General features: G+C 68.3%; 25 protein-coding genes, 3 tRNA genes and 1 pseudogene. 4 read left to right on the top strand and 25 right to left on the bottom strand.

The window, feature by feature from the left end:
• The 19 genes and pseudogenes from rpoB to VG899_04345 all read right to left on the bottom strand — a co-directional run.
• A partial coding sequence (rpoB, locus tag VG899_04435) for a DNA-directed RNA polymerase subunit beta (protein ID HWA65598.1) occupies positions 1-3237 on the bottom strand: 3237 nt, incomplete at its 3' end.
• A 245-nt stretch (positions 3238-3482) separates the two neighbouring features.
• Positions 3483-4562, bottom strand: coding sequence for a hypothetical protein (locus VG899_04430; protein HWA65597.1), 1080 nt, complete (start codon positions 4560-4562; stop codon positions 3483-3485).
• Positions 4559-5095 (bottom strand): hypothetical protein, encoded by a 537-nt coding sequence (locus VG899_04425; GenBank protein ID HWA65596.1) that lies wholly within the window; start codon positions 5093-5095, stop codon positions 4559-4561. The genes VG899_04430 and VG899_04425 overlap by 4 nt, the downstream gene beginning before the upstream one ends.
• Complete coding sequence (locus VG899_04420; GenBank protein ID HWA65595.1) at positions 5095-6522, bottom strand: MlaD family protein; 1428 nt, start codon at positions 6520-6522, stop codon at positions 5095-5097. The genes VG899_04425 and VG899_04420 overlap by 1 nt, the downstream gene beginning before the upstream one ends.
• Positions 6519-7679: an MCE family protein gene (locus tag VG899_04415; protein HWA65594.1), complete on the bottom strand. Its 1161-nt coding sequence runs from the start codon at positions 7677-7679 to the stop codon at positions 6519-6521. The genes VG899_04420 and VG899_04415 overlap by 4 nt, the downstream gene beginning before the upstream one ends.
• Positions 7676-8887, bottom strand: coding sequence for an MlaD family protein (locus VG899_04410; protein HWA65593.1), 1212 nt, complete (start codon positions 8885-8887; stop codon positions 7676-7678). Before VG899_04410 ends, VG899_04415 begins: the two co-directional genes overlap by 4 nt.
• Complete coding sequence (locus VG899_04405) at positions 8887-9885, bottom strand: MCE family protein (GenBank protein ID HWA65592.1); 999 nt, start codon at positions 9883-9885, stop codon at positions 8887-8889. Before VG899_04405 ends, VG899_04410 begins: the two co-directional genes overlap by 1 nt.
• Positions 9882-10928 (bottom strand): MCE family protein, encoded by a 1047-nt coding sequence (locus VG899_04400; protein ID HWA65591.1) that lies wholly within the window; start codon positions 10926-10928, stop codon positions 9882-9884. Before VG899_04400 ends, VG899_04405 begins: the two co-directional genes overlap by 4 nt.
• Complete coding sequence (locus VG899_04395) at positions 10928-12256, bottom strand: MCE family protein (GenBank protein HWA65590.1); 1329 nt, start codon at positions 12254-12256, stop codon at positions 10928-10930. Before VG899_04395 ends, VG899_04400 begins: the two co-directional genes overlap by 1 nt.
• Positions 12257-12259: 3 nt before the next feature.
• Complete coding sequence (locus VG899_04390; protein HWA65589.1) at positions 12260-13054, bottom strand: ABC transporter permease; 795 nt, start codon at positions 13052-13054, stop codon at positions 12260-12262.
• 74 nt (positions 13055-13128) lie between these two features.
• Positions 13129-13863: an ABC transporter permease gene (locus tag VG899_04385; protein ID HWA65588.1), complete on the bottom strand. Its 735-nt coding sequence runs from the start codon at positions 13861-13863 to the stop codon at positions 13129-13131.
• A gap of 50 nt (positions 13864-13913) precedes the next feature.
• Entirely contained in the window at positions 13914-15101 is a 1188-nt protein-coding gene (locus VG899_04380; GenBank protein ID HWA65587.1) for an ABC transporter ATP-binding protein, read from the bottom strand.
• A 231-nt stretch (positions 15102-15332) separates the two neighbouring features.
• Complete coding sequence (rplL, locus tag VG899_04375; protein HWA65586.1) at positions 15333-15731, bottom strand: 50S ribosomal protein L7/L12; 399 nt, start codon at positions 15729-15731, stop codon at positions 15333-15335.
• 293 nt (positions 15732-16024) lie between these two features.
• A pseudogene (gene rplJ, locus VG899_04370) lies at positions 16025-16519 on the bottom strand (50S ribosomal protein L10).
• 215 nt (positions 16520-16734) lie between these two features.
• The gene (gene rplA / locus VG899_04365; protein HWA65585.1) at positions 16735-17505 is read right to left on the bottom strand and encodes a 50S ribosomal protein L1; all 771 of its coding nucleotides are present in this window, start codon (positions 17503-17505) and stop codon (positions 16735-16737) included.
• 80 nt (positions 17506-17585) lie between these two features.
• Positions 17586-18017 (bottom strand): 50S ribosomal protein L11, encoded by a 432-nt coding sequence (gene rplK / locus VG899_04360; GenBank protein HWA65584.1) that lies wholly within the window; start codon positions 18015-18017, stop codon positions 17586-17588.
• Between the two features lie 25 nt (positions 18018-18042).
• Positions 18043-18810, bottom strand: a complete 768-nt coding sequence (gene nusG, locus VG899_04355; GenBank protein HWA65583.1) for a transcription termination/antitermination protein NusG — start codon at positions 18808-18810, stop codon at positions 18043-18045.
• Positions 18811-18853: 43 nt separating this feature from the next.
• Positions 18854-19114, bottom strand: coding sequence for a preprotein translocase subunit SecE (gene secE / locus VG899_04350; protein ID HWA65582.1), 261 nt, complete (start codon positions 19112-19114; stop codon positions 18854-18856).
• A 37-nt stretch (positions 19115-19151) separates the two neighbouring features.
• Positions 19152-19225: transfer RNA gene (locus VG899_04345), tRNA-Trp, on the bottom strand.
• 116 nt (positions 19226-19341) lie between these two features.
• Between VG899_04345 and VG899_04340 the strand changes: the two genes are divergently transcribed.
• Positions 19342-20550 (top strand): pyridoxal phosphate-dependent aminotransferase, encoded by a 1209-nt coding sequence (locus tag VG899_04340; GenBank protein HWA65581.1) that lies wholly within the window; start codon positions 19342-19344, stop codon positions 20548-20550.
• Here VG899_04340 and VG899_04335 read toward each other — a convergent pair.
• A complete protein-coding gene (locus tag VG899_04335) occupies positions 20547-21299 on the bottom strand; it encodes a MerR family transcriptional regulator (GenBank protein ID HWA65580.1) in 753 nt (250 codons plus the stop codon). The two genes, VG899_04340 and VG899_04335, sit on opposite strands and share 4 nt — an antisense overlap.
• Positions 21300-21377: 78 nt before the next feature.
• Here VG899_04335 and VG899_04330 point away from each other — a divergent pair, with 78 nt between their 5' ends.
• On the top strand, positions 21378-22295 hold the full coding sequence (locus VG899_04330; protein HWA65579.1) for a diiron oxygenase: 918 nt from the start codon (positions 21378-21380) through the stop codon (positions 22293-22295).
• Here the strand turns inward: VG899_04330 and VG899_04325 are convergent.
• The 4 genes from VG899_04325 to VG899_04310 form a co-directional block, all read right to left on the bottom strand.
• Positions 22292-22720, bottom strand: a complete 429-nt coding sequence (locus VG899_04325) for a MaoC family dehydratase (protein ID HWA65578.1) — start codon at positions 22718-22720, stop codon at positions 22292-22294. The two genes, VG899_04330 and VG899_04325, sit on opposite strands and share 4 nt — an antisense overlap.
• 52 nt (positions 22721-22772) lie before the next feature.
• Positions 22773-23867 carry an adenylate cyclase regulatory domain-containing protein gene (locus VG899_04320; protein ID HWA65577.1) on the bottom strand — a complete coding sequence of 365 codons (1095 nt, stop codon included), beginning with the start codon at positions 23865-23867 and terminating at the stop codon, positions 22773-22775.
• Between the two features lie 86 nt (positions 23868-23953).
• Complete coding sequence (gene rpmG, locus VG899_04315) at positions 23954-24118, bottom strand: 50S ribosomal protein L33 (protein HWA65576.1); 165 nt, start codon at positions 24116-24118, stop codon at positions 23954-23956.
• 82 nt (positions 24119-24200) lie between these two features.
• Positions 24201-24274, bottom strand: a tRNA-Met gene (locus tag VG899_04310).
• 127 nt (positions 24275-24401) lie between these two features.
• Here VG899_04310 and VG899_04305 point away from each other — a divergent pair.
• Positions 24402-25049 (top strand): hypothetical protein, encoded by a 648-nt coding sequence (locus tag VG899_04305; GenBank protein ID HWA65575.1) that lies wholly within the window; start codon positions 24402-24404, stop codon positions 25047-25049.
• Positions 25046-25759, top strand: a complete 714-nt coding sequence (locus VG899_04300; protein ID HWA65574.1) for a serine protease — start codon at positions 25046-25048, stop codon at positions 25757-25759. The genes VG899_04305 and VG899_04300 overlap by 4 nt, the downstream gene beginning before the upstream one ends.
• A 15-nt stretch (positions 25760-25774) precedes the next feature.
• On the opposite strand, the gene VG899_04295 is transcribed toward VG899_04300, so the two are convergent.
• Positions 25775-25847 (bottom strand) — tRNA-Thr (locus VG899_04295).
• Positions 25848-25914: the final 67 nt, after the last annotated feature.

Here is a 25914-nt window from a genome sequence, read left to right as displayed (position 1 = left end):
GCCGGGCTCGGGGATGTTCTCGCCCTTGACGATCGCCTCGTAGACCTTGACCCGGCCCAGGACGTCGTCGGACTTGATGGTGAGCAGCTCCTGCAGCGCGTACGCCGCGCCGTAGGCCTCGAGCGCCCACACCTCCATCTCACCGAAGCGCTGACCGCCGAACTGCGCCTTACCACCCAGCGGCTGCTGCGTGATCATCGAGTACGGGCCGGTCGAGCGGGCGTGGATCTTGTCGTCGACCAGGTGCAGCAGCTTCAGGATGTAGATGTAGCCGACCGAGATCGGCTGGTCGATCGGCTCACCGGTGCGGCCGTTGAACAGCTTGGCCTTGCCGTCGCCGTTGACCATCCGCTCACCGTCACGGTTGACCAGCGTCGAGGCGAGCAGACCGCTGATCTCCTCCTCACGGGCGCCGTCGAACACCGGCGTCGCGACGTTGGTGCCGGGCTCGGAGGCGTCCGCGCCGATCTCGGCGAGGTGCTTCTGCCACGACTCCTTGGTGCCCTCGACCTGCCAGCCGGTCTTCGCCACCCACCCGAGGTGGGTCTCGAGGACCTGGCCGACGTTCATCCGGCCGGGCACGCCGAGCGGGTTGAGGATGATGTCGACGGGCGTGCCGTCCGACAGGAACGGCATGTCCTCGACCGGCAGCACCTTCGAGATGACGCCCTTGTTGCCGTGCCGGCCGGCGAGCTTGTCGCCGTCGGTGATCTTGCGCTTCTGCGCGACGTAGACGCGGACCAGCTCGTTGACGCCCGGCGGGAGCTCGTCGCCGTCCTCGCGGTTGAACACGCGGACGCCGATGACCTTGCCGGACTCGCCGTGCGGCACCTTCAGCGAGGTGTCGCGCACCTCGCGCGCCTTCTCACCGAAGATCGCGCGAAGCAGCCGCTCCTCGGGGGTGAGCTCGGTCTCGCCCTTCGGGGTGACCTTGCCGACCAGGACGTCGCCGGGGACGACCTCCGCGCCGATCCGGATGATGCCGCGCTCGTCGAGGTCGGCGAGGACCTCCTCGGAGACGTTCGGGATGTCCCGGGTGATCTCCTCCGGACCGAGCTTGGTGTCACGGGCGTCGACCTCATGCTCCTCGATGTGGATCGAGGACAGCACGTCGTCCTCCACGAGGCGCTGCGACAGGATGATCGCGTCCTCGTAGTTGTGGCCCTCCCACGACATGAAGGCGACGAGCAGGTTCTTGCCCAGGGCCATCTCGCCGTTCTGGGTGCACGGACCGTCGGCGATGACCTGCCCCTGCTCGACCTTGTCGCCCTCGTTGACGATGGGCTTCTGGTTGAACGAGGTGCCCTGGTTGGAGCGGTGGAACTTCGCCAGACGGTAGGTACGGCTGGTGCCGTCCTTGTGCGCGATCGTCACGTAGTCGGCCGACACCTCCTCGACCGTCCCGGCCTGCTCCGCGACGACGACGTCACCGGCGTCGACCGCGGCGCGGTACTCCATGCCGGTGCCGACCAGCGGCGCCTCGGCCCGCAGCAGCGGCACCGACTGCCGCTGCATGTTCGAGCCCATGAGCGCACGGTTGGCGTCGTCGTGCTCGAGGAACGGGATCATCGCGGTCGCGACGGAGACCATCTGCCGCGGCGAGACGTCCATGTAGTCGATGTCCGCGGGCTCGACGTAGTCGACCTCGCCGTCCTTGCGGCGGACCAGCACGCGGTTCTCGCTGAAGGTCCCGTTCGGGTTCAGCGGCGCGTTGGCCTGCGCGATGACGTGGCGGTCTTCCTCGTCGGCGGTGAGGTAGTCGATCTGGTCCGTGACCCGGCCCTTGTCGACGCGACGGTACGGCGTCTCCACGAAGCCGAACGGGTTGACCCGCGCGTAGGTCGCCAGCGAGCCGATCAGGCCGATGTTCGGGCCTTCCGGCGTCTCGATCGGGCACATCCGGCCGTAGTGGCTCGGGTGGACGTCACGGACCTCCATGCCGGCGCGCTCACGCGAGAGACCGCCCGGGCCGAGCGCGGACAGCCGGCGCTTGTGCGTCAGCCCCGCGAGCGGGTTGGTCTGGTCCATGAACTGCGACAGCTGGGAGGTGCCGAAGAACTCCTTGATCGACGCGACCACCGGCCGGATGTTGATCAGGGTCTGCGGCGTGATCGCCTCGACGTCCTGAGTGGTCATCCGCTCGCGGACGACGCGCTCCATCCGTGACAGGCCGATGCGGACCTGGTTCTGGATGAGCTCGCCGACGGTGCGCAGCCGCCGGTTGCCGAAGTGGTCGATGTCGTCGGTCTCGAAACCGGCGTCACCGCGGTGCAGGCGCACCACGTAGTCGATCGCCGCGACGATGTCTTCCTCGGTCAGCACGCCGACGCTGTGGTGCTGCGTCGTACCGAGCTTCTTGTTGACCTTGTAGCGGCCGACCTTGGCGAGGTCGTAGCGCTTCTCGTTGAAGTAGAGGTTGTTGAGCAGCGTCTCGGCCGCGTCGCGCGTCGGCGGCTCGCCGGGACGCAGCTTGCGGTAGATGTCGATGAGCGCCTCGTCCGGAGTGGAGGTGTGGTCCTTTTCCAGGGTCAGCCGCATCGAGTCGAACTCACCGAAGCGCTCGAGGATCTTGGCGTCGTCCCAGCCGAGCGCGCGCAGCAGCACCGTCACCGGCTGGCGGCGCTTGCGGTCGATGCGCACGCCGACCTGGTCGCGCTTGTCGACCTCGAACTCCAGCCACGCCCCGCGGCCCGGGATGACCTTGGCGGTGTAGACCTCGCGGTCGGTCACCTTGTCCAGGGTCCGGTCGAAGTAGACGCCCGGCGAGCGGACGAGCTGGGAGACGACGACCCGCTCGGTGCCGTTGATGATGAAGGTGCCCTGGTTGGTCATGAGCGGGAAATCACCCATGAACACCGTCTGGCTCTTGATCTCGCCGGTCTCGTTGTTCGTGAACTCGGCGATGACGAACAGCGGCGCCGAGTAGGTCATGTCCTTGTCCTTGCACTCGTCGATCGAGTGCGGCGGGTCCATGAGCTTCGGCTCGCGGAACTCCAGCGACATGGTGTCGGAGAAGTCCCGGATCGGGCTGATCTCGGAGAGGATCTCCTCGAGCCCGGACGGGGTGCCGGCCTCGACCGACTCCCGCCACTCGGGTGAGCCGATCAGCCATTTGAACGAAGCCGTCTGCAGTGCGAGCAGATTCGGGACTTCGAGTGGTTCATTGATCCGCGCAAAGGAAACGCGGCGTGGTGCGAGGGTGGAAAGTGCAGAACCTGTGGTGCGCGAGGCGGCCAAGTGGGGTCCTTCTCTAGTGCCCGCTGTCAACGTGCGCGCACGCCGATGGATCCACCCCTGGACCGATCAAGACACGCTCGAGGCAAAGGGGTGGAGGCAGTAGGAGGCAGCGCAAACGAGCAGCATAGCCGCACAGCGGCATTCTGTCGAGACCACCTGGAACGGGCGGCCTAGCGCTGCGCGGCAGCATGGACCTCCGCAGCGCCGCCGTCAAGGCCCGACGCGCCGTTTGGGTGCGGATTTCCCTAGAACGGCTGGAGATCGTTGATGACCCAGCGGCCGTCCTGCTTGATCATCTCGACCTTGATGACCGAGCGATCGAGCCGCGAGGTCGCGTTGAGCAGCTTGTTCTCGACCGTCTGATCGGCGAACACGAGCACCTCGACCTCGTCGGCCGACGCCGAGATCACCCCGGCCGCGGCGATCGTGCCGGTCGTGACCGCGTGGGTCTTGTTCGCCAGCGGGGTGACCGAGCTAGCCGCGGTCTGGGCGTAGTTCGCCCGGAAGGACTTGCTCATGCCGGCCTCGGCCTTGGCGAAGTCGGCGTCGAGGGTCTGGTAGTTGTAGGTCAGGGCGGCTGCGGTTTCGGTCTTGGCGGCCGCGACGGCCGCGACCCGCGCCTTCTCGACCGCCGAGTCGTGGGACACGTCACCGCACTCGACGAACCACAGCACGACCGCCGCGACCGCGAGCACGCACACGAGCGCGGCCGCCGCCATCAGGGCCCGGTTCGAGCCGCCGAAGCCGTCGTCGCCGACCTGCCAGGGCTGACTGAGGTAGTCGGGCTCGTCGGGCTCGTCGGGCTCGTCGGGCTCGTCGGGTTCGTCCGTTGGGTCCGGTTCGTCGGTTTCGGCGACCGCCGGCTCGGCAAGCGGCTCGGCGGGTTCCGGGACCTCGGGGACCCAGGCGGTTTCGGGGACTTCGGCCTCGGCAGCTTCGGGGGCTTCGGGAACCTCGGGGGCTTCGGGGACCTCGGCGGCTTCGGCGGCTTCGGCGGCTTCTTCGGGGACCTCGGCCGGCGCCGGGGGCTCGGGGGCCTCGGCGGGCGGGGCGAAGCGGCGCGCCGGGTCGTCGAGCGCCGGGATCTTCGGCGCCTCCGGCGCGGTCGGGGTCGAGCCGGCGCCCCCCGCGGCCTGCGCCGCGCGAGCCGCCTCGACCTGCGCCAGCGCGCTCTGCCGCAACCGCGCGGCGAGCTCCGTCGTACGGGAGTGCCGCTCGTCGGGCAGGGTCAGCGACTCGCCGGCCGCGTCGTCGTCCGGGGTCTGCGCCGCGTCGTCGTCCATGGCATCGTTCGTGGCGTCGCCCGGTCCCGTGAGGTCGCTCACAGCGGCACCACGTTGCTGGTGAGCCACTTGCCGTCGACCCTGGTCAGCGACACCTGCATCCGGAACAGCTGCTGGGTGGCGGCCTGGGTCTTGACGTTCGTCGCGGTTCCGGCGAGTGCCACCAACACGACGGCGTCGTTGGGTGACATCGACTGGACGGCGGCGCTGCGCACTGTGGTCGTCTGAACGACCTTCCCCTTGACGTAGAGCGGCTTGAACACCTTCACGGTCGCGAGGTACTTCTTCGCGAAGTCCGAGGTCGCGTTCTTCGCCGCGTCGTCGAAGTCGGTCTGCATGTGGCGATAGTCGACCGAGGTGAAGTCGATCGCGTACTGCCCGGCGACCGCCTCGAGCTGGCTGCGCTCATGGTTGAGCGAGGAGTAGTGCGACTTGTCGTGTGCCTTGAGCACCAGAAAGGTCGTGAACACGGCGGCAACGACGGCACCGACAACCAGCACTGCCAGCCAGGGCGCCAATGCGCCGCCGTCGGATCCGCGCTGCCGCCGATGCGGCTTGCCCACTCCCCTGCTCACTAACGCATGGTAGGTGCGAGCAGCAGCCAGGTGTAGGACGAGGACCCGAACACCGGGGTGAGCGGGCCGTCCAAGCCGAGCTCGTAGGTCTTGCCGTCGAGGCCACGCAACACGCCGGTCGTCGGGTCGTACGGCAGGGCGACGGTGGTCACCGCGGCGGAGTCACTGGCCGTCGCAACCCCCGAGCCGGCCTGCTTCGCCCTCCGCAGCTTGGGGCACTTCGGGGTGTCGCACGTCCCGACCACACCCGAACCGGGGAACGGCTGGCCGTAGTGCGGCCCGTCGTACGGGGTCGCGTTGGTCACGTTCGCGTGGTCGCCCTTGGGATGCGGCGCGTTGCGCTCGCCGCGGATGTCGTTCTGCTCGGTGTCGAGGAAGGCGTTGTTGCCGAAGCAGTGGGCGTCCAGGTTGGCGGCACCGCCCCAGTCCTTGGGCTTGTTCGAGCGCGGCTTGGTACTTGCGTACCCGCTGCTGCAGAACGCGCCGGCATCGGTCACCATGCCGAACCGGGCGACGTTGCCAGGGGCCGGCAGTGCGTAGTAGGAGTCCGCCACGATCGCCGGGTAGAGCTCGAGCACCGCCCGGTCGTAGGGCAGCCGGACGCTCTCGATCTGGGTGAACGTGTCCAGGTTCGACAACAGCTCCGGGAACACGTCCTGGTTGTCCTTGATCAGCAGCTTCAGCTGGTCGGAGGCGGCGCTGCCGTTGTCGAGGATGGTCCGCAGCGCGGCGTCCTGACCGCTGAACTCGCCGGTGACGTCGTCGAAGCTGGCGGCGAACGACTTGAGCTCGGCGGCGACGTCACGCTGCGTGTCGAGCACGGTCTTGCCGTCGTTGATGAGCTTCTGCGTGGCCGGCAGCGCGTCGGTGGCCGCCTGGGTGAGCTGCTGACCGCCGGTGATCAGCTTCTGCAGGCTCGGGCCGAGGTTCGCGAAGCCCTTGCCGAGCTCGGTCACGGTGGTCGACAGGTCGTGGACGTCGATGCTGCCGAACAGCTGCTCCACGTTGCGCAGGATCACCGCGTCGTCCACCGGGATCGTGCCCTTGATCTGCGAGTCCGAGGTGAGGTACGGAGCCGAGTCGCTGGCCGGCTCGAGCTCGACGTACTGCTCGCCGACTGCGGACAAGTCGGCGACCTTCGCGGTCAGGCCGCTGGACGGGATCTTCTCGCCGTGGTTGATCTCGAGGTCGACGATCACCCCGCCGTCGGGGTTGATGTGCAGCGCACCGACGCGGCCGACCACGACGCCGCGCTCGGCGACGTCTGCGTTGGTGAAGATCCCGCCCGCCGACGGCAGCGCGAGCTTCACGGTGAACGGGCGGCTCAGCGGGTTGATGCCGACGTAGCTCGCGCCGACGTAGACGATCCCGACCAGGCTGAGCACGAGAAAGATCGCGAGCTGGATCTTCACGACGCGGCGGATCACTGGGAACCTCCGAGTCCGCTGAGCAGCAGCTGGGCGAGGTCCGACTGGCCGACCGCGTTGGAAGAGCTGGTCACCGCCGGGCAGCTCTTGCCGGACAGCAGCTTCACCAGCTCCGCCTCGACCGGGCCGAGCGAGGACTCGAGCTGCGCGGGCGTCTTGCCGGCGAACACCGCACACAGCACGGGACCGAGGTCGATGCTGATGTCGGCGTTGACGTAGTCACCGGGCGCCGCCGCGCCGACGTCACGCGGGAATGGGTAGGTGATCAGCACCTCGAGCGACCGCGGCAGGTTCGCTCCTGCGGCGGCGAGGTGGCGCAGAACCGGCTGCAGATCGCGCAGCTCGGCGATCGTCTGGGAGCTCGACGCGTTGATGACCCGGCTCGCGTACTTGCCGAAGCGGGACAGGTGGGTCAGCAGCGAGGTGAACTGCGCTCGCTCGTCGGCGAGCACCTTGAGACCCGGTCCGAGGTCGTCGAGCGCGGTCGCGATGGTGCTGTCCTGGGAGGCGAGCGCTGAGCTGAACCGGTCGAGGCCGTCGATCGCGCGCACGATCTCGTGTTTCTGGTCGGCGAGCCCGCCCACGAACGTCGTCAGCTGCGAAAGTGCGCCTCGGACGTCGGCCTCGCGGCCGGCGAGCGCCTTGGAGACCTCGACGCTGATCGTCTGCAGGTCGCCGAGGTCGCCGCCGTTCAGGAACTGCGACAGCAGGCCGAAGACCTGCTCGACGCTGGGCAGATCGCTCGCCGAGTCGACCCGGTCGCCGTCGACGAGGCGACCCTCGGGGGCGACGTTCTCCGGCGCCGACAGGGCGACGAACTTCTCACCGAGCAGCGTCGTCTGTTCGAGGGTGGCCACCGCGTTGGCGGGCAGGACGACGGACTGTTTGATCCGCATCGTGACCTTGGCCTCGAGGGTCTTCGGGTCAAGAGAGATGTCGCTGACGTCACCGACCGCGACGTCGTTCACCCGGACCGCCGCTTGCGGCGTCAGGTCCTGCACGTCTTTGAACTCGGCGCTCACCGTGTAGGTCTTCCCCGATGCCGCACCGCCGGGCAGCGGCAGCGAGTAGGCACTGTGGAAGCCGCAGCCCGCCAGCACAAGCACGCCACCGAGCGCTGCGGCGATCAGCCGGACGCGGCGCGCGGAGGCGCTCACGTCGCACCGCCGGTCAGGAGCTCCGCCAGGGTCGGCGTCTGGTGGTGCAGGCTGCTGGTGCTGATGACCGGCTTGTTCGCACTGCACCCCACGGCGTCGCCGACCAGGGTGTCGAGCCCGAGAGTCCCGAGCAGCTGGCAGAGCGCACCGGAGGGGCCCGTCTTCAGCAGCGGCTCGGTCAGCGCAGCGTTGGTGTCGAGGGTCTTCGTGGCCGGGTCGTAGGCGAGGCTGAGGTTGGACAGCGCCAGCGGGGTCAGGTCGGTGAGCTGGGTGATCGCCGTCTTCTCCTGGGTCAGCACGTCGGTGACCTTGGCGAGACTGTGGATGTCGGTCTTGAGCCCGGCGCGGTTGTCCGCGACGAAGGTCTCGACGGAGGTCAGCGCCGTGGCGAGGTTCGCGAGCGCCGCCCCGAGGTCCTTGCGCTCTCCCGCGAGCTGACTGCCGACCTGGGCCAGGTTCTTGTTCAGCGCGACGACACCGCCGTTGTCGTTGGCAAGCGTCGTCGTGAACTTCTGAAGGCTGCTGACGGTGTCGAACAGGTCGCCGCGGCTGCCGGCCAGCGTCGAGATCAGCGTGGAGAACTGCTTGAAGGCGGCGTTGAACGCCTGGCCGTTGCCCTTCAGGTTCTCGGCGCCGATCTTGATCAGCTGCGCGAGCGCGCCGTTCTTGTTCGCGCCGTTGGGACCGAGGGCACTGTCGAGCTGGTTGAGGTTGCCGAAGATCTGGTCGAGCTCGAGGGGCACCGCGGTCTGCTCGGCGCAGGTCGCGGGGTTGGTCGTGTCGCTCACCGCGGTGCCGTTCGGCGGGCACCCGAGCACCGCGTTGTTCGGCAGCGTCGGGCCGCTCACGTAGCCGGGGGTGATCTGGACGTAGCGGTCACTGACGATCGACGGCTCGATCACCACTGCCTTCGCGTGCAACGGCACCCGGTCGTCGCCGTCGTAGGACATGACGACCTTCACCTCGGTGCCGACCGGCGTGATGCTGTCGATGTGGCCGACCTTGACGCCCATGATCCGGACGTCGTTGCCGGTGTAGAGGCCGACGGTCTTGGTGAAGTACGCCGTCAGCTTGTAGGTCTTCCCGCCGCCGGTCGTGACGGACACGACGACGATGACGATGACCAGCGCGACGACCGCGACCAGCGCAACCACGCCGGCGCCGAACCGGCGTACCAAGTCGGCGAACAACTCCCCGAAGCGTCTCATCAGCGGTTCCCGGAGTTGCCGAGGCTGAGCTTGCCGGCCGAATCGGTCAGGTTCGTCAGCGTGCTCTCGAACCACCGACCGGTGCCCAGGGTGTCGGTGAAGTCGCGCACGAACGGTGCGGCCAGGTGAAGCGTCTCGTCGAGCGCTCGCTGGTTCGCCCGCAGGATCCGCAGCGTCCCGTCGAGCTTGGCGAGCGCGGGGCCGATCAGCTTGCGGTTCTCAGCGACCAGACCGGTCAGCTGATGGGCCAGCGCGGCGGTGCTGACGAGCAGCTGATGGACGACGGCACGCTGCTGGCTGATCGTCTGGAGGATCAGCGAGGAGTCGTCGATGAGCTTGGTGATCTCGTCGTCGTGCGAGGCGATGGTGGTGGTGACGTCGTTCGCCTTGCCGAGCAGCGAGGTCAGCTGGTTGTTGCGCGAGGCGATGGCCTCAGACACCCGCTCGAGTCCCACCAGCGATGCGTGCACCTCGCCGGGGGTGTTCTTGAACGTGTCGGACAGGACGTCGAAGGACTTCGCCAGCTGCTTGACGTCGATCTCGCCGGCTCGCTTGCCGAGCCCGATGAACGCCTCGGTGATCGACGTCGGAGTGGTCGTGCGGTCGACCGGGATGGTGTTGTCGGCCAGCGATCCGCTCGGCGTCGGGTTCAACGCGACGTAGACCTGGCCGAGCAGCGTCTCGATCTTGATGTTCGCCGTGGTGTCCGCGCCGATGTGAGGCCCACCGCTGACCTTCATGCCGACCCGGACGATGTTGCCCTCGCCGGGGACGTACATCAGCTTGACGGAGGTCACCTTGCCCACCTGGACGCCGGCGACCTTCACGTTGTCGCCGCTTTGCAGGCTGGCCGAGTCGGTGAACTCGGCGTAGACGGTGTGCCCGGACGTGATGAACGGCAGGCTGCCGACGTCGAGGGCGAGCAGCAACAAGATGATGATGACGACGACACCCGCGATGCCGATCGGCAGCGGGCTGCGCTCGCGGAACGGTCTCACTGCGTCACCGCCGGACACGACGGCGACTGCGACGCGCTGGGCTGCAGCTGCGCCGGGAGGCCGGCGATGCTCAGCGAGCACAGCCAGAAGTTGAAGTAACCGCCGTAGCTGCCGGTGCGGATGATCCGGTTGAGCTTGGCGGGCTCACGCTGCAGGAAGGCGGCGAGAGCGTTCTCGCCCTTGTTGACGGTGTCCTTCGTCGTGTTGAGGTTCTCTGCGAGGGCGGTCAGGTTCTTCAGGTCGCCGGGCAGGACCGGGCGGATCCCGGTCAGCAGCTTCGCCGTACTGGTCGCCAGGTCGTTGATGTTGACGAGTGAGGTCGAGATCGCGTCGCGGTCCCCGGCGAGACCCGTCACCAGCCGCTGGAGCTGGGTGATCGTCTCGCTGAGCCCGGCGTCGCGATGCTGAACGGTGCTCAGCACGGTGAGCAGGTTGTCGATGACCTGGCCGATGGCGGCGTCCCGCTGCGCCACGGTGTTGGTCAGCGACGCGGTCTGTTGCAGGAGATCCTGCACCGTGCCGCCCTCGCCCTGCAGGGTCTTGATGATCTCGAGGGCGAACTGGTTGACGTCGTTCGGCGACAGCGCGCGGAACAGCGGCTTGAACCCGTTGAACAGCGCGGTCAGGTCCACCGCCGGAGCGGTCCGCGAGGTGGGGATCACGTCGTCGGTGCTCTGAGTGGTCCCGCCCGGCGTCGCGACCAGATCGAGGTAGCGCTGGCCGACCAGGTTGAGGTACTGCAGCTTCACGTCCGTCGTCGTGGTCATCGGCACGTCGGTGTCGACCGTGAACGAGACCTGAGCCAGGTTGTTGCCGTCCTCGGAGATCGACTTGATCGACTTGACGGTGCCGACCCGGACGCCGGCCATGCGTACGTCGCTCCCGCTGATCAGGTCGGTGGCGTCGGTGAAGTCGGCCTTGTACGTCTTGGTCGATCCGAAGGTCCGGTTGCTGATGACCACGCCGAGCAGCGCCGTCGCGAGGATGGTGACGAGCGCGAAGATGATCAACTTGATCGCCGCGCCGAGGGTGTTGCCGCGCATTACGGCACCACCGCCATGCCGCGCAACATCGGTCCGAGCAGCAGGTCGGCGAGGCCGTCCGAGGTCGGCCGCTGGCCGGTGACCTCCGCCAGCAAGGTCGCGATCTCGGCTTGCTCGGCGGCCGAGCCGACGCCGGCGGTCGAGCCGGAGAACACCGACGCGGTCGCATCCGGCGTCGCCGCACCTGAGCCGGCGTAGCCGCCCTGCGCGTAGTTGCCGCCTGGCGCGAATGGATATTTCGAGTTCTCCGGGTGCAGCGCGTGGTTGCCGTACGGCAGTCCGTAGCAGTTCGCGGGCAGCACCGCCCGGGTGAACTCCTTGAGCGAGGGGTGGTCTTTCTGGGTGTACTCGCCTCTACTGTTCACGGGGATCAGGTCGATGTGGAGCTCGCCGCCACCGAAGGCGTGCTCGAGCCGCTCCCGATCGAAGATCGACAGGCCGTTGGGCAGGCATTCGAGGACGATCGAGTAGTCCGACAGCACGTTGAGCGGGCCTTCGCTGTATTTCGCGAGGTCTCGCAGGCCTTTGCCGTTGGTCTTGAAGAAGCCCGCCCCGGTGTCGGCGAAGCCGGTCGTGCCGGCGAGGAACTGCGCGTAGGGGTCCGCCTTCACGGTGAAGGTCCGCGCGGTCACCGAGAAGTGTTTGAGGATCCCGAGCAGGTCGGGAGCCGCGTCGGCGTAGTTGCTCGCGAGGTCGGCGAGGCCCGAGATGTCGTGCTGGATGTTCGGCATGTCCTGGTTGAGCTGGCTGAAGTAGCGGTCGATCAGCGTGAGGCTCTTGCCCAGCGTCTCGCCACGCCCCGCCAGCGCCTCGGCGGTGTTGGACAGCGCCACCGACAACGCGGCCGGGTTCGCCGCCCGCAGCACGGGCACCAGCTTGCTGAACACGTCCTGGAGCTCGATCGCGACCGCGGATCGGTCCTCCTGGATGGTCGCCCCAGGCTGGAGGGAGCCGACCGGCGAGCTCGGCCGGATCAGGTCGACGTACTTCTCGCCGAACAGCGTCTTGGGCAGGATCCGGGCCAGCACGTTGCTCGGGATGCTGTGAATGAGGGACTTCGACAGCTGCAGGGTGAGCGTGGCGTTCTCACCGTCGCTGTGCACGGAGCTGACGCGCCCCACCAGCACGCCCTCGTACTTCACGTCAGCCGGGATGATCAGCTGGTTGCCGATCCGCGACGCGTCCAGCGTGACGGTGTCGCTGCCCTGCCCCGGCAGGTCCTTGTTGTAGATCAGGACCGTCAGGCTCAGCAGCGCAGCGATCACCGCGAGGAACGCAACGCCTTGCAGGCGGCGCTTCACGCGCAGTCGGGCCTCGCTGCGGGACATGCGCTACCCCGCGATCCTGACCGTGGTGTTGGCACCCCACAGCGCGAGGCTCAAGAACAGGTCGATCACGTTGATCGCCACGATCGAGGTACGCACCGCGCGCCCCACCGCGACGCCCACGCCCGCCGGGCCGCCACTGGCGTAGTAGCCGTAGTAGCAGTGGATCAGCATCACGACGATCGCGAAGATGATGATCTTCAGGAACGAGTAGAAGACGTCGGTCGGCACCAGGAACGTGTGGAAGTAATGGTCGTAGGTGCCACCCGACTGGTGGAAGTACAGGGTCACGATCAGTCGCGTCGAGAAGTACGACGCGACCAGACCAACGACGTAGAGCGGGATGACAGCCACGAGGCCGGCGATGAGCCGAGTGGTGACGAGGTAGGGAATCGACGGGATGCCCATCACCTCGAGGGCGTCGATCTCCTCGCTGATCCGCATGGCACCGAGCTGTGCGGTGAAGCCCGCGCCGACCGTTGCGGTGAGCGCCAGGCCGGCGACGATCGGGGTGATCTCCCGGGTGTTGAAGTACGCCGACACGAAGCCGGCGAACGCAGAGATCCCGATCTGCTGGAGGCCCTGGTAGCCCTCGAGCCCGACCTCGGTCCCGGTGAAGAAGGTGAGGAACGCGACGACTCCGACGCTGCCGCCGATCAACGCGAGGGCCCCCGAGCCGAGGCTCACCTCGGCGATCAGCCGGACGACCTCACGCTTGTAGGACACCAGCGTGCGCCAGACCCAGCCGAGCGAGCGCAGGTAGAAGGACAGCTGCTCGCCGGCGTCCTCGAGCCCGCTCATCGTGGCGCGGTACGGCGCCCCGACAACCCGGGTGACGGTCCGCAGCGGACGCGGCAGCGAGACGGTGCCGGCCATCAGCTGATCTTCGGCGGGACGACGGTGAAGTAGACCTGCGTGATCACGAAGTTGATCACGAACAGCAGCATGAAGGCGATGATCACGGACTGGTTGACGGCGTCTCCGACGCCCTTCGGGCCACCCTTGGGGTTCAAGCCCTTGTAGGAGGCCACCAGCGCGGCCATGATCCCGAACAGCAGCGCCTTGAACTCCCCGACGTAGAGGTCGGGCAGCTGCGCGAGCGCGGTGAACGACTGGATGTAGGCGCCCGGCGTGCCGTGCTGGAGCATCACGTTGAAGATGTAGCCGCCGATCACGCCGACGACCGAGACCAGGCCGTTCAGCAGCACCGCGACGATCGCACTCGCCGCGACCCGCGGAACCACGAGGCGCTCCAGCGGGGAGATGCCGAGCACCTCCATGGCGTCGATCTCGTCACGGATCTTGCGGCTGCCCAGATCGGCACAGATCGCCGAACCGCCGGCGCCGGAGATCAGCAGCGCGCACACGATCGGCGCCGCCTCGCGCAGGATCGCCAGCACCGACGCCGAGCCGGTGAAGGATTGCGCGCCGACCTGGCGGGCGAGGTTGCCGATCTGCAGCGCGATGACGGCGCCGAACGGGATCGAGACCAGCGCGGTCGGCAGGATCGTGACGCTCGCGATGAACCACGCCTGCTCGAGCATCTCGCGCCATTGGAAGCGCAGGTGCCGCACCGAGCGCCAGAACGCCACCCAGGTGTCCAGGCACATCGCGAAAAAGCTGCCGCTCGCCCGGAAGGGCGCCGCGACACCGACGGAACTCACGAGGAGCGTCTCCGCGTTGCCCCCGTGGATCCTCCGGCCGTCCGCCGGACCGTGGCCTTCTTCGCCGGCTCACCGCTGGTGGTCTTCTTGGCGGTCTTCTTCGCCGTCGTCTTCGCTGCAGTCTTCTTCGCGGGAGCGCTGTCGGTGGTGGTGCGGCGACGGGCGGTCGGCGCGGCCCGCAGCACACGTACCCCTTCCGCCTCGGTGGTGGCGGGCGGTGCGGTCGACACCGGTGGGGTGCGTCCGGGCAGCCCGGCGAAGGACCCGGGCGGGGGCGTGACGCCGTGCTCACGCAGCCACTGGCCGGCGGGGCGCTGAGTGGGCCGGGCCCGGCCGTCGGTCGGCATGATCTGCGGCGGGATCGGGGGCAGCGGGGGCAGCTCGGCGCCTTCGGAGCGTTCCTGCTCGAGCTCGGCGGCGTCCTTCTCCTCCGCCATGCCGATCGGGCCCTGCCGCTGCGCGTTGAGGAACTGGCGAACGACCGGCTCCTGGCTGGACAACAGCATCTCGCGCGGACCGAACATCGCGAGGTGGCGGCGGTAGAGCAGGCCGATGTTGTCCGGCACCGTGCGGGCGGTGTTGATGTCGTGGGTGACGATCAGCATCGTCGCAGAGATCTGCTGGTTGAGGTCGACGATCAGCTGGTTGAGGTAGGCGGTGCGGACCGGGTCCAGACCGGAGTCCGGCTCGTCGAAGAGCAGGATCTCGGGGTCGAGGACGAGCGCGCGAGCCAGGCCGGCCCGCTTGCGCATGCCGCCGGAGATCTCACCGGGCAGCTTCTGCTCGGCGCCGATCAGGCCGGTCAGCTCGAGCTTCTCCATGACGATGCCGCGGATCTCGGTTTCGTTCTTCTTCGTGTGCTCACGAAGCGGGAACGCGACGTTGTCGTAGATCGACATCGAACCGAACAGTGCGCCGTCCTGGAACAGCACGCCGAACATCTTGCGGACTTCGTACAGCTTGCGTTCGGTGACGTTCGGTACGTCGTTGCCCTCGATGTAGACGTGGCCGCGATCGGGACGCAGCAGCCCGATCAGGTGCTTGAGAAACACCGACTTGCCGGTGCCGGAAGGGCCGAGCAGAACCGAGATCTCGCCCTTGGGCAGCGTCAGGGAGACGTCTTCCCAGATCACCTGCCGGCCGAACGACTTCGTCAGGCCTTCGACCTTGACCTCAACGCCCACGCGGACCCTGCCCTCCTGAGCGACCGGCGATAGGGACCGACTTCGACGCCCGCCGAGCGAGGCGTGTGAGGCGGGTCACAACGCGAGACATTACCGCCCGGACAGGGCGGTTTGCTACCTGCCCCGCCGGTCGCGAGCCGCGACCCACTTCAGGCAAAAACGCAAGTCAGAGCGCGAAAAGCGCTGGGGGCAGACCCTTTCGGGCCTGCCCCCAGCGCGATGGTGCGAGGACTACTTGACGGTGACGCTGGCGCCGGCCTCTTCGAGGGCCGCCTTCGCCTTGTCCGCCGACTCCTTGTTGGCCTTCTCCAGGACGGTCTTCGGCGCGCCGTCGACGAGGTCCTTGGCCTCCTTGAGGCCCAGGCTGGTCAGCTCGCGCACGACCTTGATGACCTGGATCTTCTTGTCGCCGGCCGCGTCGAGGATGACGTCGAACTCGTCCTGGTCGCCGCCGCCTGCCGCCTCGCCGCCCGCGGCCGCGCCGCCGGCTGCCGGGGCAGCCGCAACCGCGACCGGGGCCGCGGCGGAGACCCCGAAGGTCTCCTCGAACTGCTTCACGAGGTCGGAGATCTCGATGAGGCTCTTCTCCTTGAGGGCCTCGATGATCTCGTCGTTGGTCAGAGTCGCCATGATGTTTCTCCTTATTCGGTGTCTGCTGCGGACGACGCGTCAGCGACGCCGTCGGTGGTCTGTTCGGTCGCGACCGCTTCGGTCGCGGGTGCCTCGGCGGGGGTCTCAGCCTCGGCAGGGGTCTCGTCAGCCGTGGTGTCCTGAGCCGTGGTGTCCTGAGCCGTGGTGTCCTGAGCCACCGTGTCCTCGGCCGGCGCCGCTGCGGACGCCTCCGGCGTCGGCTCAGGCGTCGGCTCGGTGGCGCTCGCACCGTCGCCGCCGGCCCAGTTCGGGTCCTCCGCGGCCTTGGCGGCGAGCGCGCCGAGGACCTGCGCGAGCTGGCGAACCGGTGCCATGAGCACGCTGGCCAGCTGCGACGCGGGGGTGTTCAGGCCGCCGGCCAGCTTGGCCAGCAGCACCTCGCGCGACTCCAGGTCGGCGAGCTTGCGGATCTCCTCGGCGGTCAGCGGGGAGCCGTCGAGCACGCCACCCTTGACGACCAGCAGCGGGTGCTCCCGCCCGAAGTCACGCAGGCTCTTCGCAACGGTGACCGGGTCGCCGTTGACGAAGGCGATCGCCGACGGGCCGGTCATGAGGTCGTCGAGCGACTCGACGCCCGCCTCACGAGCGGCGATCTTCGACAGCGTGTTCTTGACGACGACGTACGTCGCGTTGCCTTGCAGCGAACGCCGCAGCTCCTTGAGCTCCGCGACCGTCAGGCCGCGGTACTCGGTGAGCACCGCCGCGCTGGAGTCGCGGAACGCCGTGGTGAGCTCGGCGACCGCTGAGGCCTTGTCCGGCCGGGCCATTCAGGGTCCTCTTTCGTCGTACGTCGGCAAACAAAAACGCCCCGGCGCAGGGCGCGGGGCGCAGCGGGTCGAAACCCGGCGACGTACCACTCACCTGCGCTGGATGCCCGCTTGCGCGGAACCTTCGGTCGCTGCTGCCAGCGACATCCGGCGGTCTTCGGTAGCAGTCAGGCTACTGGGGCTTCGACGCAAATGCCAAAGCCCCAGCGCCAGGGCTACTCCGCGGAGGTCTCCTCGGCTTCGGCGGCAGGAGCGGCGGGCGCGGCGGGCGCGGACGCGTCGGAGCCCTCGTCGCCGCGGGTCTTGGTCGGGTCGACCTGGATCCCAGGACCCATGGTCGTGGAGACCGACACCTTCTTGATGTAACGGCCCTTGGCGGTCGACGGCTTGGCTCGCAGCACCTCGTCGAGCGCCGCGACGTAGTTGTCGACGAGCTGCGAGTCGGTGAAGGAGGTCTTGCCGATCACGAAGTGCAGGTTCGCCTGACGGTCGACGCGGAACTCGATCTTGCCGCCCTTGATGTCCTCGACGGCCTTGCCGACGTCCATCGTGACCGTGCCGGTCTTCGGGTTGGGCATCAGGCCGCGCGGACCGAGCACACGGCCGAGCCGGCCGACCTTGCCCATCAGGTCCGGGGTGGCGACGGCGGCGTCGAAGTCCAGCCGGCCACCCTCGAGCTCGGCGATGAGCTCGTCGCCCCCGACCACGTCCGCGCCGGCCGCACGGGCCTCCTCCGCCTTCTCACCGGTCGCGAAGACCGCGACGCGCGCGGTCTTGCCGGTGCCGTGCGGCAGGGAGACGGTGCTGCGCACCATCTGGTCGGCCTTGCGGGGATCGACGCCCAGGCACATCGCGACCTCCACGGTCGCGTCGAACCGCTTCGTGGTCGAGGTCTGCTTGGCCAGGGCGACCGCCTCGCTCGGCGAGTACAACCGGTCGCGGTCGATCAGCTTGGCTGCTGCTTCGTACGCCTTGCTACGTGCCATTTCTCTGTCTCTCCTCAGTGGTGCGAGCGGAGCCGGGCGGCCCCTCCCACGGCGTAGGTGTGTCTGTGATGCGGGTGGCGCTAGTCGCTGACGGTGATGCCCATCGAGCGTGCCGTGCCGGCGATGATCAGCTCGGCGGCGTCGAGGTCGTTTGCGTTGAGGTCGGCCATCTTGGTCTGCGCGATCTCGCGAACCTGGTCGCGGGTGATCGATGCGACCTTGGTCTTGTGCGGCTCCCCGGAGCCCTTCTCGACCCCGGCAGCCTTGAGGATCATGCGCGCCGCGGGCGGGGTCTTGGTGATGAAGGAGAAGGTGCGGTCTTCGTACACGGTGATCTCGACCGGGATCACGTTGCCGCGCTGCGACTCGGTTTCCGCGTTGTACTGCTTGCAGAAGTCCATGATGTTGACGCCGTGCTGGCCCAGCGCGGGGCCGACGGGCGGCGCAGGGGTCGCGGCACCGGCCTGGATCTGCAGCTTGATCAGACCGGCGATCTTCTTCTTGGCAGGCATGAGAGCTTCCTCAACTAAAGGCTGGTCAGATCTTGCTGACCTGGCTGAACGACAACTCGACCGGCGTCTCCCGGCCGAAGATGGAAACGAGGACCTTCAGTCGCTGGGCCTCGGCGTTGATCTCGTTGATCGTGGCGGGCAGGGTGGCGAACGGGCCGTCCATGACGGTGACCGACTCCCCGACCGAGAAGTCCACGACGCGCACCGGCTCGGCGCGCTTGGCCTCCACCGGCTTGGGCGCCAGGAACTTCACCACGTCGGCCATCGACAGCGGGGTCGGGTGGCTCGTCCCGACGAAGCCGGTGACGCTCGGCGTGTTCTTCACCACCGACCAGGACTCGTCGGTGAGGTCCATCCGGACCAGGACGTATCCCGGGAACACCTTCGACTCGACCGTCTGCCGCTTGCCCGCCTTGATGATCGTCTCGGGCTGCGTCGGGACCTGGATGTCGAAGATGTAGTCCTCCATGTTCAAGGAGGCGATCCGCGACTCGAGGTTGGTCTTCACGCGGTTCTCGTAGCCGGCGTAGGTGTGAACGACGTACCAGTCGCCCGGAAGCGAGATCAGCTTGGCGCGGAACGCCTCGACCTCGTCGAGCTCCTCGCCGTTCTCACCAACCGTCTCGGCGACGGTCAGATCGATCGACGGGGCGGGTGAGTCGGCCGCGGTCTCGTCGATGACCGCCTCGCCGTACGACGAGCCTTCGGCCGCGGTCTCGGCAGCATCGAACGCCTCTTCGGCGGGGTCGCCGACGGGTTCGGTGTTGTCGGACTCGGGCGCGTACTCGGTCACGGTGAGGAGGCTTCCTTGATGGTGAGGGCGGAGGGGGGAAGGACTATCCGAACAGCGAGAACACGGCCTTGGTGAACCCGTAGTCGAGCGCACCGACGAACGCCACCATCGCCACGACGAACGTCACGGACACGACGGTGTAGGTCACGAGCTCGTTGCGGGTCGGCCACAGCACCTTGCGCAGCTCGGAGACGACCTGACGGTTGTACGTCGAGATCCGCTCGGGATAGCCGGGCTTGCCACCCTTGCCCCGACCCGAACGCGCCGACTTGGCGGTCGGCATGCTCTCGTTCGTCTGCGTCATATCGTCACCTCCTCGTCGTACTCAGTCCGGTCATGCGCAGGGCAGGAGGGACTCGAACCCCCAACCACCGGTTTTGGAGACCGGGACTCTAGCCATTTGAGCTACTGCCCTTTATTCGGTGTTGCCGAACGACGCAGTCTACGTCTGGTCGGCGGAACCGGTCGAACCGCGCTCCGGCGACGGTAACCGGATGGACCCGCCGACGACGGGTAGGCGACGATGGATGCATGGCCCAGTCACGCATCTCCGCCCGAGTCGGCGGCATCGCAGAGTCCGCAACCCTCGCCGTCGACGCGAAGGCGAAGGCGCTCAAGGCGGCTGGCCGGGACGTGATCGGGTTCGGCGCGGGCGAGCCGGACTTCCCGACGCCGCAGCCGATCGTCGACGCCGCAGCCGCCGCGTGCGCCGACCCGGCGATGCACCGCTACACCCCGACCCCGGGCCTGCCGGCGCTGCGCCAGGCGATCGCCGACAAGACCCTGCGCGACGCCGGCTACACGGTGACGGCGGCCCAGGTTTTGGTCACCAACGGCGGGAAGCAGGCGGTCTACGAGGCGTTCGCCACGTTGCTCGACCCCGGCGACGAGGTCATCCTGCCCGCGCCGTACTGGACCACCTATCCCGAGTCGATCCGGCTGGCCGGCGGCACCCCTGTCGTCGTGGCGACGGACGCCGCGAGCGGCTACCTGGCGACCGTCGAGCAGCTCGAGGCGGCCCGGACGCCCAGGACCAAGGCGCTGCTGTTCTGCTCGCCGTCGAACCCCACCGGCGCGGTGTACCCGCCGGAGGCGGTGCAGGCGATCGGGCGCTGGGCGCTCGAACACGGCGTCTGGGTGATCAGTGACGAGATCTACGAGCACCTGCTCTACGACGGCGCGACCGCTCCGTCGATGCCGGTGCTCGTCCCGGAGCTGGCTGACACGTGTGTGCTGCTCAACGGTGTCGCCAAGACCTACGCCATGACGGGCTGGCGGGTGGGCTGGATGATCGGCCCGACCGACGTGATCAGCGCAGCCGGCAACCTGCAGTCGCACGCCACGTCCAACGTGTCGAACGTCGCCCAGGCCGCCGCGCTGGCCGCGGTCAGCGGAGACCTGTCCGCGGTCGCGATGATGCGCAGCGCCTTCGACGTGCGCCGCCAGACGATGGTCCGGATGCTCAACGACATCCCGGGGGTCGAGTGCCCGACGCCGCAGGGGGCGTTCTACTGCTACCCGTCGGTCTCCGCGCTGTTGGGCAAGCCGTTGCGCGGTCGCACGCCGCAGACCTCCGCCGAGCTCGCGACCGTGGTGCTGGAAGAGGCAGAAGTGGCGGTGGTGCCGGGTGAGGCATTCGGCGATCTCGGCGCCTTCCGGATGTCCTACGCGCTCGGCGACGACGACCTCGTCGAAGGGGTCGGCCGGATGCACAAGCTCCTCAGCGAGATCGCGCTCTAACCGGCTCCGTGTTGGGCGGTGGCCTCGACCGCCGCGGCCAGCCACTGGGTGACGTAGTCGGCGATCCCCGTCTCCAAGGCGCTGGTCAGCTCCTCGTCGACCACCACCCGCGCGAGCGGGCGCATGTCCGAGACCAGCCGCATGATGCGCTCCATGTCGGCGTCGTCGGGCACCCACCCGGGCTCATGGTCGCCGATGATGGAGGGCGCGACGGCCTGCACGAACAGCGTTGCGACGGTCTGCACCCGAAGCCGCAGCTGGGCGCCGAGGTCCAGCACGTCGAGCAGCGGCATGCCCAGGGCCACGAGCTCGGCTCCGGCGCGCAGCAGCCGCGGCGAGAGCGCCCGGAACCGTCCCTCGCCGTCCGGTTCGATCACGCCCATCCGGACCGCCGCGTCGATCGCCGACGGGTCGAGCACCCCGAACATCTCCACCAGGTCGTCCTGGGTGAGCAGCTCCGGGATCTCCCCCGACCCCGGAGCCAGCAGTGCCGCCTCCAGCCCGAGCGTCTGGCCGAGGTCGTGGCCGGCTTCCCAGGTGGCGATGAAGTCGGTGATGTGGGCTGTGGTGTAGCCCCGCTCGAGCAGCCGGCCGATCAGCCGCAGCCGGGCGAGATGGCCGTCGTCGTACCAGCCGGTGCGTCCTTGCAGGCGCGGCGGCGGCACCAGCCCGCGCTCCTGGTAAGCGCGCACGTTGCGCACCGTCATCCCGGCAGCGCGCGCCAGGTCGTCGATGCGGTACTCGGCCAATCAAACCCTCCAGAACGTGAGGTAGGACACTACCACCGCCTCTTGCGCCATTGCGCAATGGCACGTTAGATAGTGGCTATGAGCACAGCGACCGTAGACCAGGCCCGGCCCGACGTTCCCGAGCGCGAGCGCACCGCGGTGCGGCTGCTCCGCTCGGCGGCGAAGGTCTCCTTCGACCCGCAGACCGAAGTCGACTGGGACCAGCCGCAACCGGCGGACGTCCTCTACGAGCCCGAGCGCTGCTGCAGCCTGTACGGCACAGACCTCTGGCAGGCGATGACGCCCGAACAACGGGCGACGCTCACCAAGCACGAGGTCGCGAGCATCGCCAGCGTCGGCATCTGGTTCGAAGAGATCCTCATGCAGATGCTGCTGCGCTACGCCTACGACCGTGACCTGACCCGCAAGGACGTGCAGTGGGCGCTCACCGAGATCGCGGATGAATGCCGCCACTCGATCATGTTCGCCTCGATGACCAAGGCCTTCGGCGCTCCCAACTACGGTGTCGGCCGCATCGCCCACGAGCTCGGCCGGGTCTTCAAGACCATCTCCAACAACGTGCTGACCTTCGCGGGGACGATGTACGTCGAGGAGATCCTCGACGGGTTGCAGCGCGAGGCGATGGACGACGAGTCGGTGCAGCCGATCGTGCGACAGGTCAGCCGGATCCACGTGATCGAGGAGGCCCGCCACATCAGCTACGCCCGTGAGGAGACGCTTCGCGCGCAGGCAGACAGCGGGCTGCTACGTCGTACGTACAACCGGATCATGATCGGCCTGATCGTGCACGAGGCGACCCGGTCGCTGATCCATCCGGACGTCTACGCCAACGCCGGCCTCGATCCCGACCTTGCGCGCAAGGCAGCGGCCGACAACCCGCACTGGCGCGAGACCAAGAGCCGCGTGGCCGAGAAGGTTCTCGCGTTCTTCGACGAGTGCGGCCTGATCGGCCGCGAGAACCGCTGGCTGCTGCGTCGAGCGGGCGTGATCGCCTAAGCGAGCTGGACGATCGCGCGCGCCTTCGACAGCACGCGAGCGTCGAGCGCGGTTGCCTCGATGGCGACGGCAACCTGCCGGTTGTCGAGCTTCTCCTCGACCCGGCCGGACACGGTCAGCGTCGTGCCGGTGTCGTCGTCCTCCACCGGGACGGGCGAGGAGAACCGCACGCCGTACTCGACGACCGCCCCGGGGTCGCCGGCCCAGTCGGTCACGACCCGGCCGGCCTCGGCCATCGTGAACATCCCGTGGGCGATGACGTTGGGCAACCCGACCGCCTTCGCGGTGCGCTCGTTCCAGTGAATGATGTTGAAGTCCCCGGAGGCACCGGCGTACTTCACCAGGCTCGCGCGCGTGACCTGGAAGGTCTGGGCCGGAATCTCGGTGCCCACCTCGACGTCGTCGTAGCTGACCGTCGCTGCCATCGGTTCCTTCTCGCGTTGGGGTCGACTGCGCACCCGACGCTATCGCAGCGGGTCAGCGCAGCTTCGCGACTTCGATCTCCTTGCTGAAGCCGCGGATGGCGCGCGGACCGAGGGCCACCGCCTCCATCGCACCGTCGATGCGCGCGACGACTTCGTCCGTCACCAGCAGCTCACCGGGCGCGGCCATCGCCACGAGCCGGGCGGCGAGGTTGACCACCGGACCGAAGTAGTCGCCTTCCAGCGAGAGCACGACTCCCACCGTCACTCCGGCCCGGGCTTGCATGCCGCGGACCTCCGCGGCGTCGAGCAGCCGGTCGGCGACCCGCACCGCCGACGACGCGTCATGCGTGACGTACATGACGGCGTCGCCGATGTACTTCACGACGCGTCCGTCTTCGTCGCGCACGATGTCGTCCGCGACCTCCTCGAAGACGGTGAGCAGGCGCGAGAGCTCGACCATCGTCAGGCTCTCCGTCATCCCGGTGAAGCCGGAAAGGTCGGCGAACCCGACGCCGAGACGCACCCCGCCACTTTCGGCGAGGTCGACGCTGTCGCTGCGCTCCCAGTGCCGCCGCGCCGCTTCGAGGTGGTGGCGCCAGACCGCGTCGAGCGCCTGGCCCACCCGCGGCACGAAGGTCGCCACACCTTCGAAGGTCTTGGCCGTCACGAGCTCGCTCTCCGATAGGCCGAGCGCAAGCTGCGGGACCTGAGTGCGGACCGCGGTCGAGGCGGCATCAGCGATGCGGGTCATCGAGGACGCGACGACCCGGGCGATGCCGAGCACGCCCTGCAGCCCGATCAGCCGGGACATGTCGACGATGACCCGGACGGCCTCGACGTCCTCAGGAGACGCGACGAGGTCGTCCCACCCCGCGCGCGGGAAGCCCAGCGCCCGCCAGATCGCACAGACGTCCGCGACGGGCGCGCCGGTAGCGGCGGCGATGTCGTTGAGGGAGAACTGGTCGCGCCCCGGAATGATCACGCGGTCGCCCGCGAGGGCGAACAGCCGACCCTGAGCGTGGGCCGCAACCATCTCCTCGAGGCTCGCGCCCACCTCGACGAGGTACGCGATCAGCTCGGCACGGGCATCCGCATCCGGATCCAGCGGGTCATACAGACCCGCCGCCTCGTACTCCCCGAGGTCCACGCCACTAGTCTCGCGCAACCCCCAGCAGATCTAGAAGTCCGCCGCAGGACTGGAAAGCGGCACTGAGCCCGTGTCGGCTCGGCGGCTCAGCGAGTTTCTTTGTGCTCGGTGTGCTTGCGGCAGTTCGGGCAGAACTTCTTCAGCTCGAGCCGGTCGGGGTCGTTGCGCCGGTTCTTCTTGGTGATGTAGTTGCGGTGCTTGCACTCGGCGCACGCCAACGTGATCTTCGGTCGTACGTCGGTGGCAGCCACGGCAGGAACCTCTCGGAAGAACAGCGATTTCGATACGACGGGCATAGCGCCCGGCCATCGAGAATAGCCGGGATTTTGCTAGTAGCGGAGGCCGGACTTGAACCGGCGACACAGCGATTATGAGCCGCTTGCTCTACCAGGCTGAGCTACTCCGCCGCAGGGCCACTTACGCGGACCGGCCAACCATGGTGCCACGACTACCGACGTGGCACAGACCGCTCATCGCCTCTAGGTTTCCAACCGCTGATCGCACAACGCCGCTGACAGGATCGGGTGAGGCGGAATGGGCACGATTTACTACCCCCCGGACTGGGACGGACCGCGTCCCGACGACGCGGAGGCGGTGAACGCCCCGCCCGCGCCCCCGACGCTCCCGGCGCTTGCGGTGCCTGCGGCGCCTGCGGTGATCGCGGCGCCTGCGGTGATCGCGCCGAGCGGCCCCCGACTGCGCGCGCCGGGCCGGATGACCACCATCATCGCCGGCGTCGTACTCGTGGTCGCGCTCGCCGTGTTCGCCGTCTCGCAGAGTCTGTCGGCACGCAACTGGCGCAGCGAGGAGCGGACGGAGGCGTCGCGGAACACCACCCTGACGAGGAGCCTCAGCGCCGACGACACGCGCGTCACCGCGCTGCAAGGACAGGTCGGCGGCCTCCAAGCCCAGGTGAAGAATCTGCGGCGAAGGCTGTCGACGACGGCCAACGCCAAGGAACGTGCCGTGGACGTCAACGCCGTCGCCGGGACGGTTTCCCAGGAACTCTCGGGCTGCGTCGACGACATGCGGAGCTTGATCGGCGAGATCGTGGACGACGTCACGAGCGCCTCCACGATCGACCCCTACCTCGAGGCCAATGCGAACGAGGCCGGTGCCGCGTGCACGAGGGCGCAGAACGCGAACAACCAGCTCCAGTCACTGATCAGCGCCAACGAATGAGGCGGATCCTCGCCGTTCTCGGTGCGATCGGGCTCGGCTGCACCGCGCTCACGGGCTGCGTCGCCTCACCCCCGCCGCTCGCGGCGTTCACCCCACCCGCACCGCCACCGAGCCCAACCGCCGCAGCACCGTCACTGGATGCTCGGATGCTCACTGAGGCGCGGCACTTCGTCTACCGGGTGCGCAGCGTCGCTTGCCTGGCCGTGGGCTCGTCGTTCAGTACGTCGAGCGGCATCATCACGAACCGGCACGTCGCACAGGGATCGGCGATCGTCCAGCTCGCGACTTGGTCGGGCGACGACTTCCAGGCCGACGTCGACGCGCTGTCGCCGGGACCCGACCTTGCGGAGCTCACAGCCGACCGCGAGGGACTTCCTGACGCGCCGATCGACACCACCCGGGTTGCCGCCGGCACACCGGTGTGGGTCGCGGGCTACCCCGAAGGCGACCAGCTCACGGTCACGCACGGCGTCGCCGTTGGTTACGTGGACGCGCGGTGGATCGGCCAGCCCGAAAAGGTCCTCGAGATCACCGCTGCGGTGCGGCACGGCAACTCCGGCGGCCCGGTGCTGGACGCTGACGGCAAAGTCATCGCCGTCGTGTTCGCGATCTCACCCAAGAACGGAGATGGACTGGCGATCCCTGCGTCCGCCGTCGCTCGCTTCGAACGAGCGCCCGGCGCGCTGACGGATGTCGGCTGCCTCGAATGAGAGGCGGCCGTCCAGAGCCCCCTTACGGAATCGAACCGTAGACCTTCTCCTTACCATGGAGACGCTCTGCCGACTGAGCTAAGGGGGCGGCGGCGACGAGGTTACCTGAGAACGCCCCGATGCCGCCTCCCCAACTGTCCGATCGCTGACAGTAC

Source organism: Mycobacteriales bacterium (assembly GCA_035550055.1).
GTDB lineage: Bacteria > Actinomycetota > Actinomycetes > JAFAQI01 > JAFAQI01 > DASZTV01.
Note: the sequence above shows the minus strand (reverse complement) of the source record. Positions and strands in the feature narration are given on the sequence as shown.

Excerpts from the sequence above, each read along its gene's own strand:
- VG899_04395 (HWA65590.1), bottom strand. The coding sequence starts at position 12,256 with ATGTCCCGCAGCGAGGCCCGACTGCGCGTGAAGCGCCGCCTGCAAGGC.
- VG899_04390 (HWA65589.1), bottom strand. The coding sequence starts at position 13,054 with ATGAGCGGGCTCGAGGACGCCGGCGAGCAGCTGTCCTTCTACCTGCGC.
- VG899_04410 (HWA65593.1), bottom strand. The coding sequence starts at position 8,887 with ATGAGACGCTTCGGGGAGTTGTTCGCCGACTTGGTACGCCGGTTCGGC.
- VG899_04300 (HWA65574.1), top strand. The coding sequence starts at position 25,046 with ATGAGGCGGATCCTCGCCGTTCTCGGTGCGATCGGGCTCGGCTGCACC.
- VG899_04385 (HWA65588.1), bottom strand. The coding sequence starts at position 13,863 with ATGTGCCTGGACACCTGGGTGGCGTTCTGGCGCTCGGTGCGGCACCTG.
- VG899_04330 (HWA65579.1), top strand. The coding sequence starts at position 21,378 with ATGAGCACAGCGACCGTAGACCAGGCCCGGCCCGACGTTCCCGAGCGC.
- VG899_04400 (HWA65591.1), bottom strand. The coding sequence starts at position 10,928 with ATGCGCGGCAACACCCTCGGCGCGGCGATCAAGTTGATCATCTTCGCG.
- secE (HWA65582.1), bottom strand. The coding sequence starts at position 19,114 with ATGACGCAGACGAACGAGAGCATGCCGACCGCCAAGTCGGCGCGTTCG.
- rplA (HWA65585.1), bottom strand. The coding sequence starts at position 17,505 with ATGGCACGTAGCAAGGCGTACGAAGCAGCAGCCAAGCTGATCGACCGC.
- VG899_04305 (HWA65575.1), top strand. The coding sequence starts at position 24,402 with ATGGGCACGATTTACTACCCCCCGGACTGGGACGGACCGCGTCCCGAC.
- VG899_04325 (HWA65578.1), bottom strand. The coding sequence starts at position 22,720 with ATGGCAGCGACGGTCAGCTACGACGACGTCGAGGTGGGCACCGAGATT.
- rplK (HWA65584.1), bottom strand. The coding sequence starts at position 18,017 with ATGCCTGCCAAGAAGAAGATCGCCGGTCTGATCAAGCTGCAGATCCAG.
- rplL (HWA65586.1), bottom strand. The coding sequence starts at position 15,731 with ATGGCGACTCTGACCAACGACGAGATCATCGAGGCCCTCAAGGAGAAG.
- VG899_04340 (HWA65581.1), top strand. The coding sequence starts at position 19,342 with ATGGCCCAGTCACGCATCTCCGCCCGAGTCGGCGGCATCGCAGAGTCC.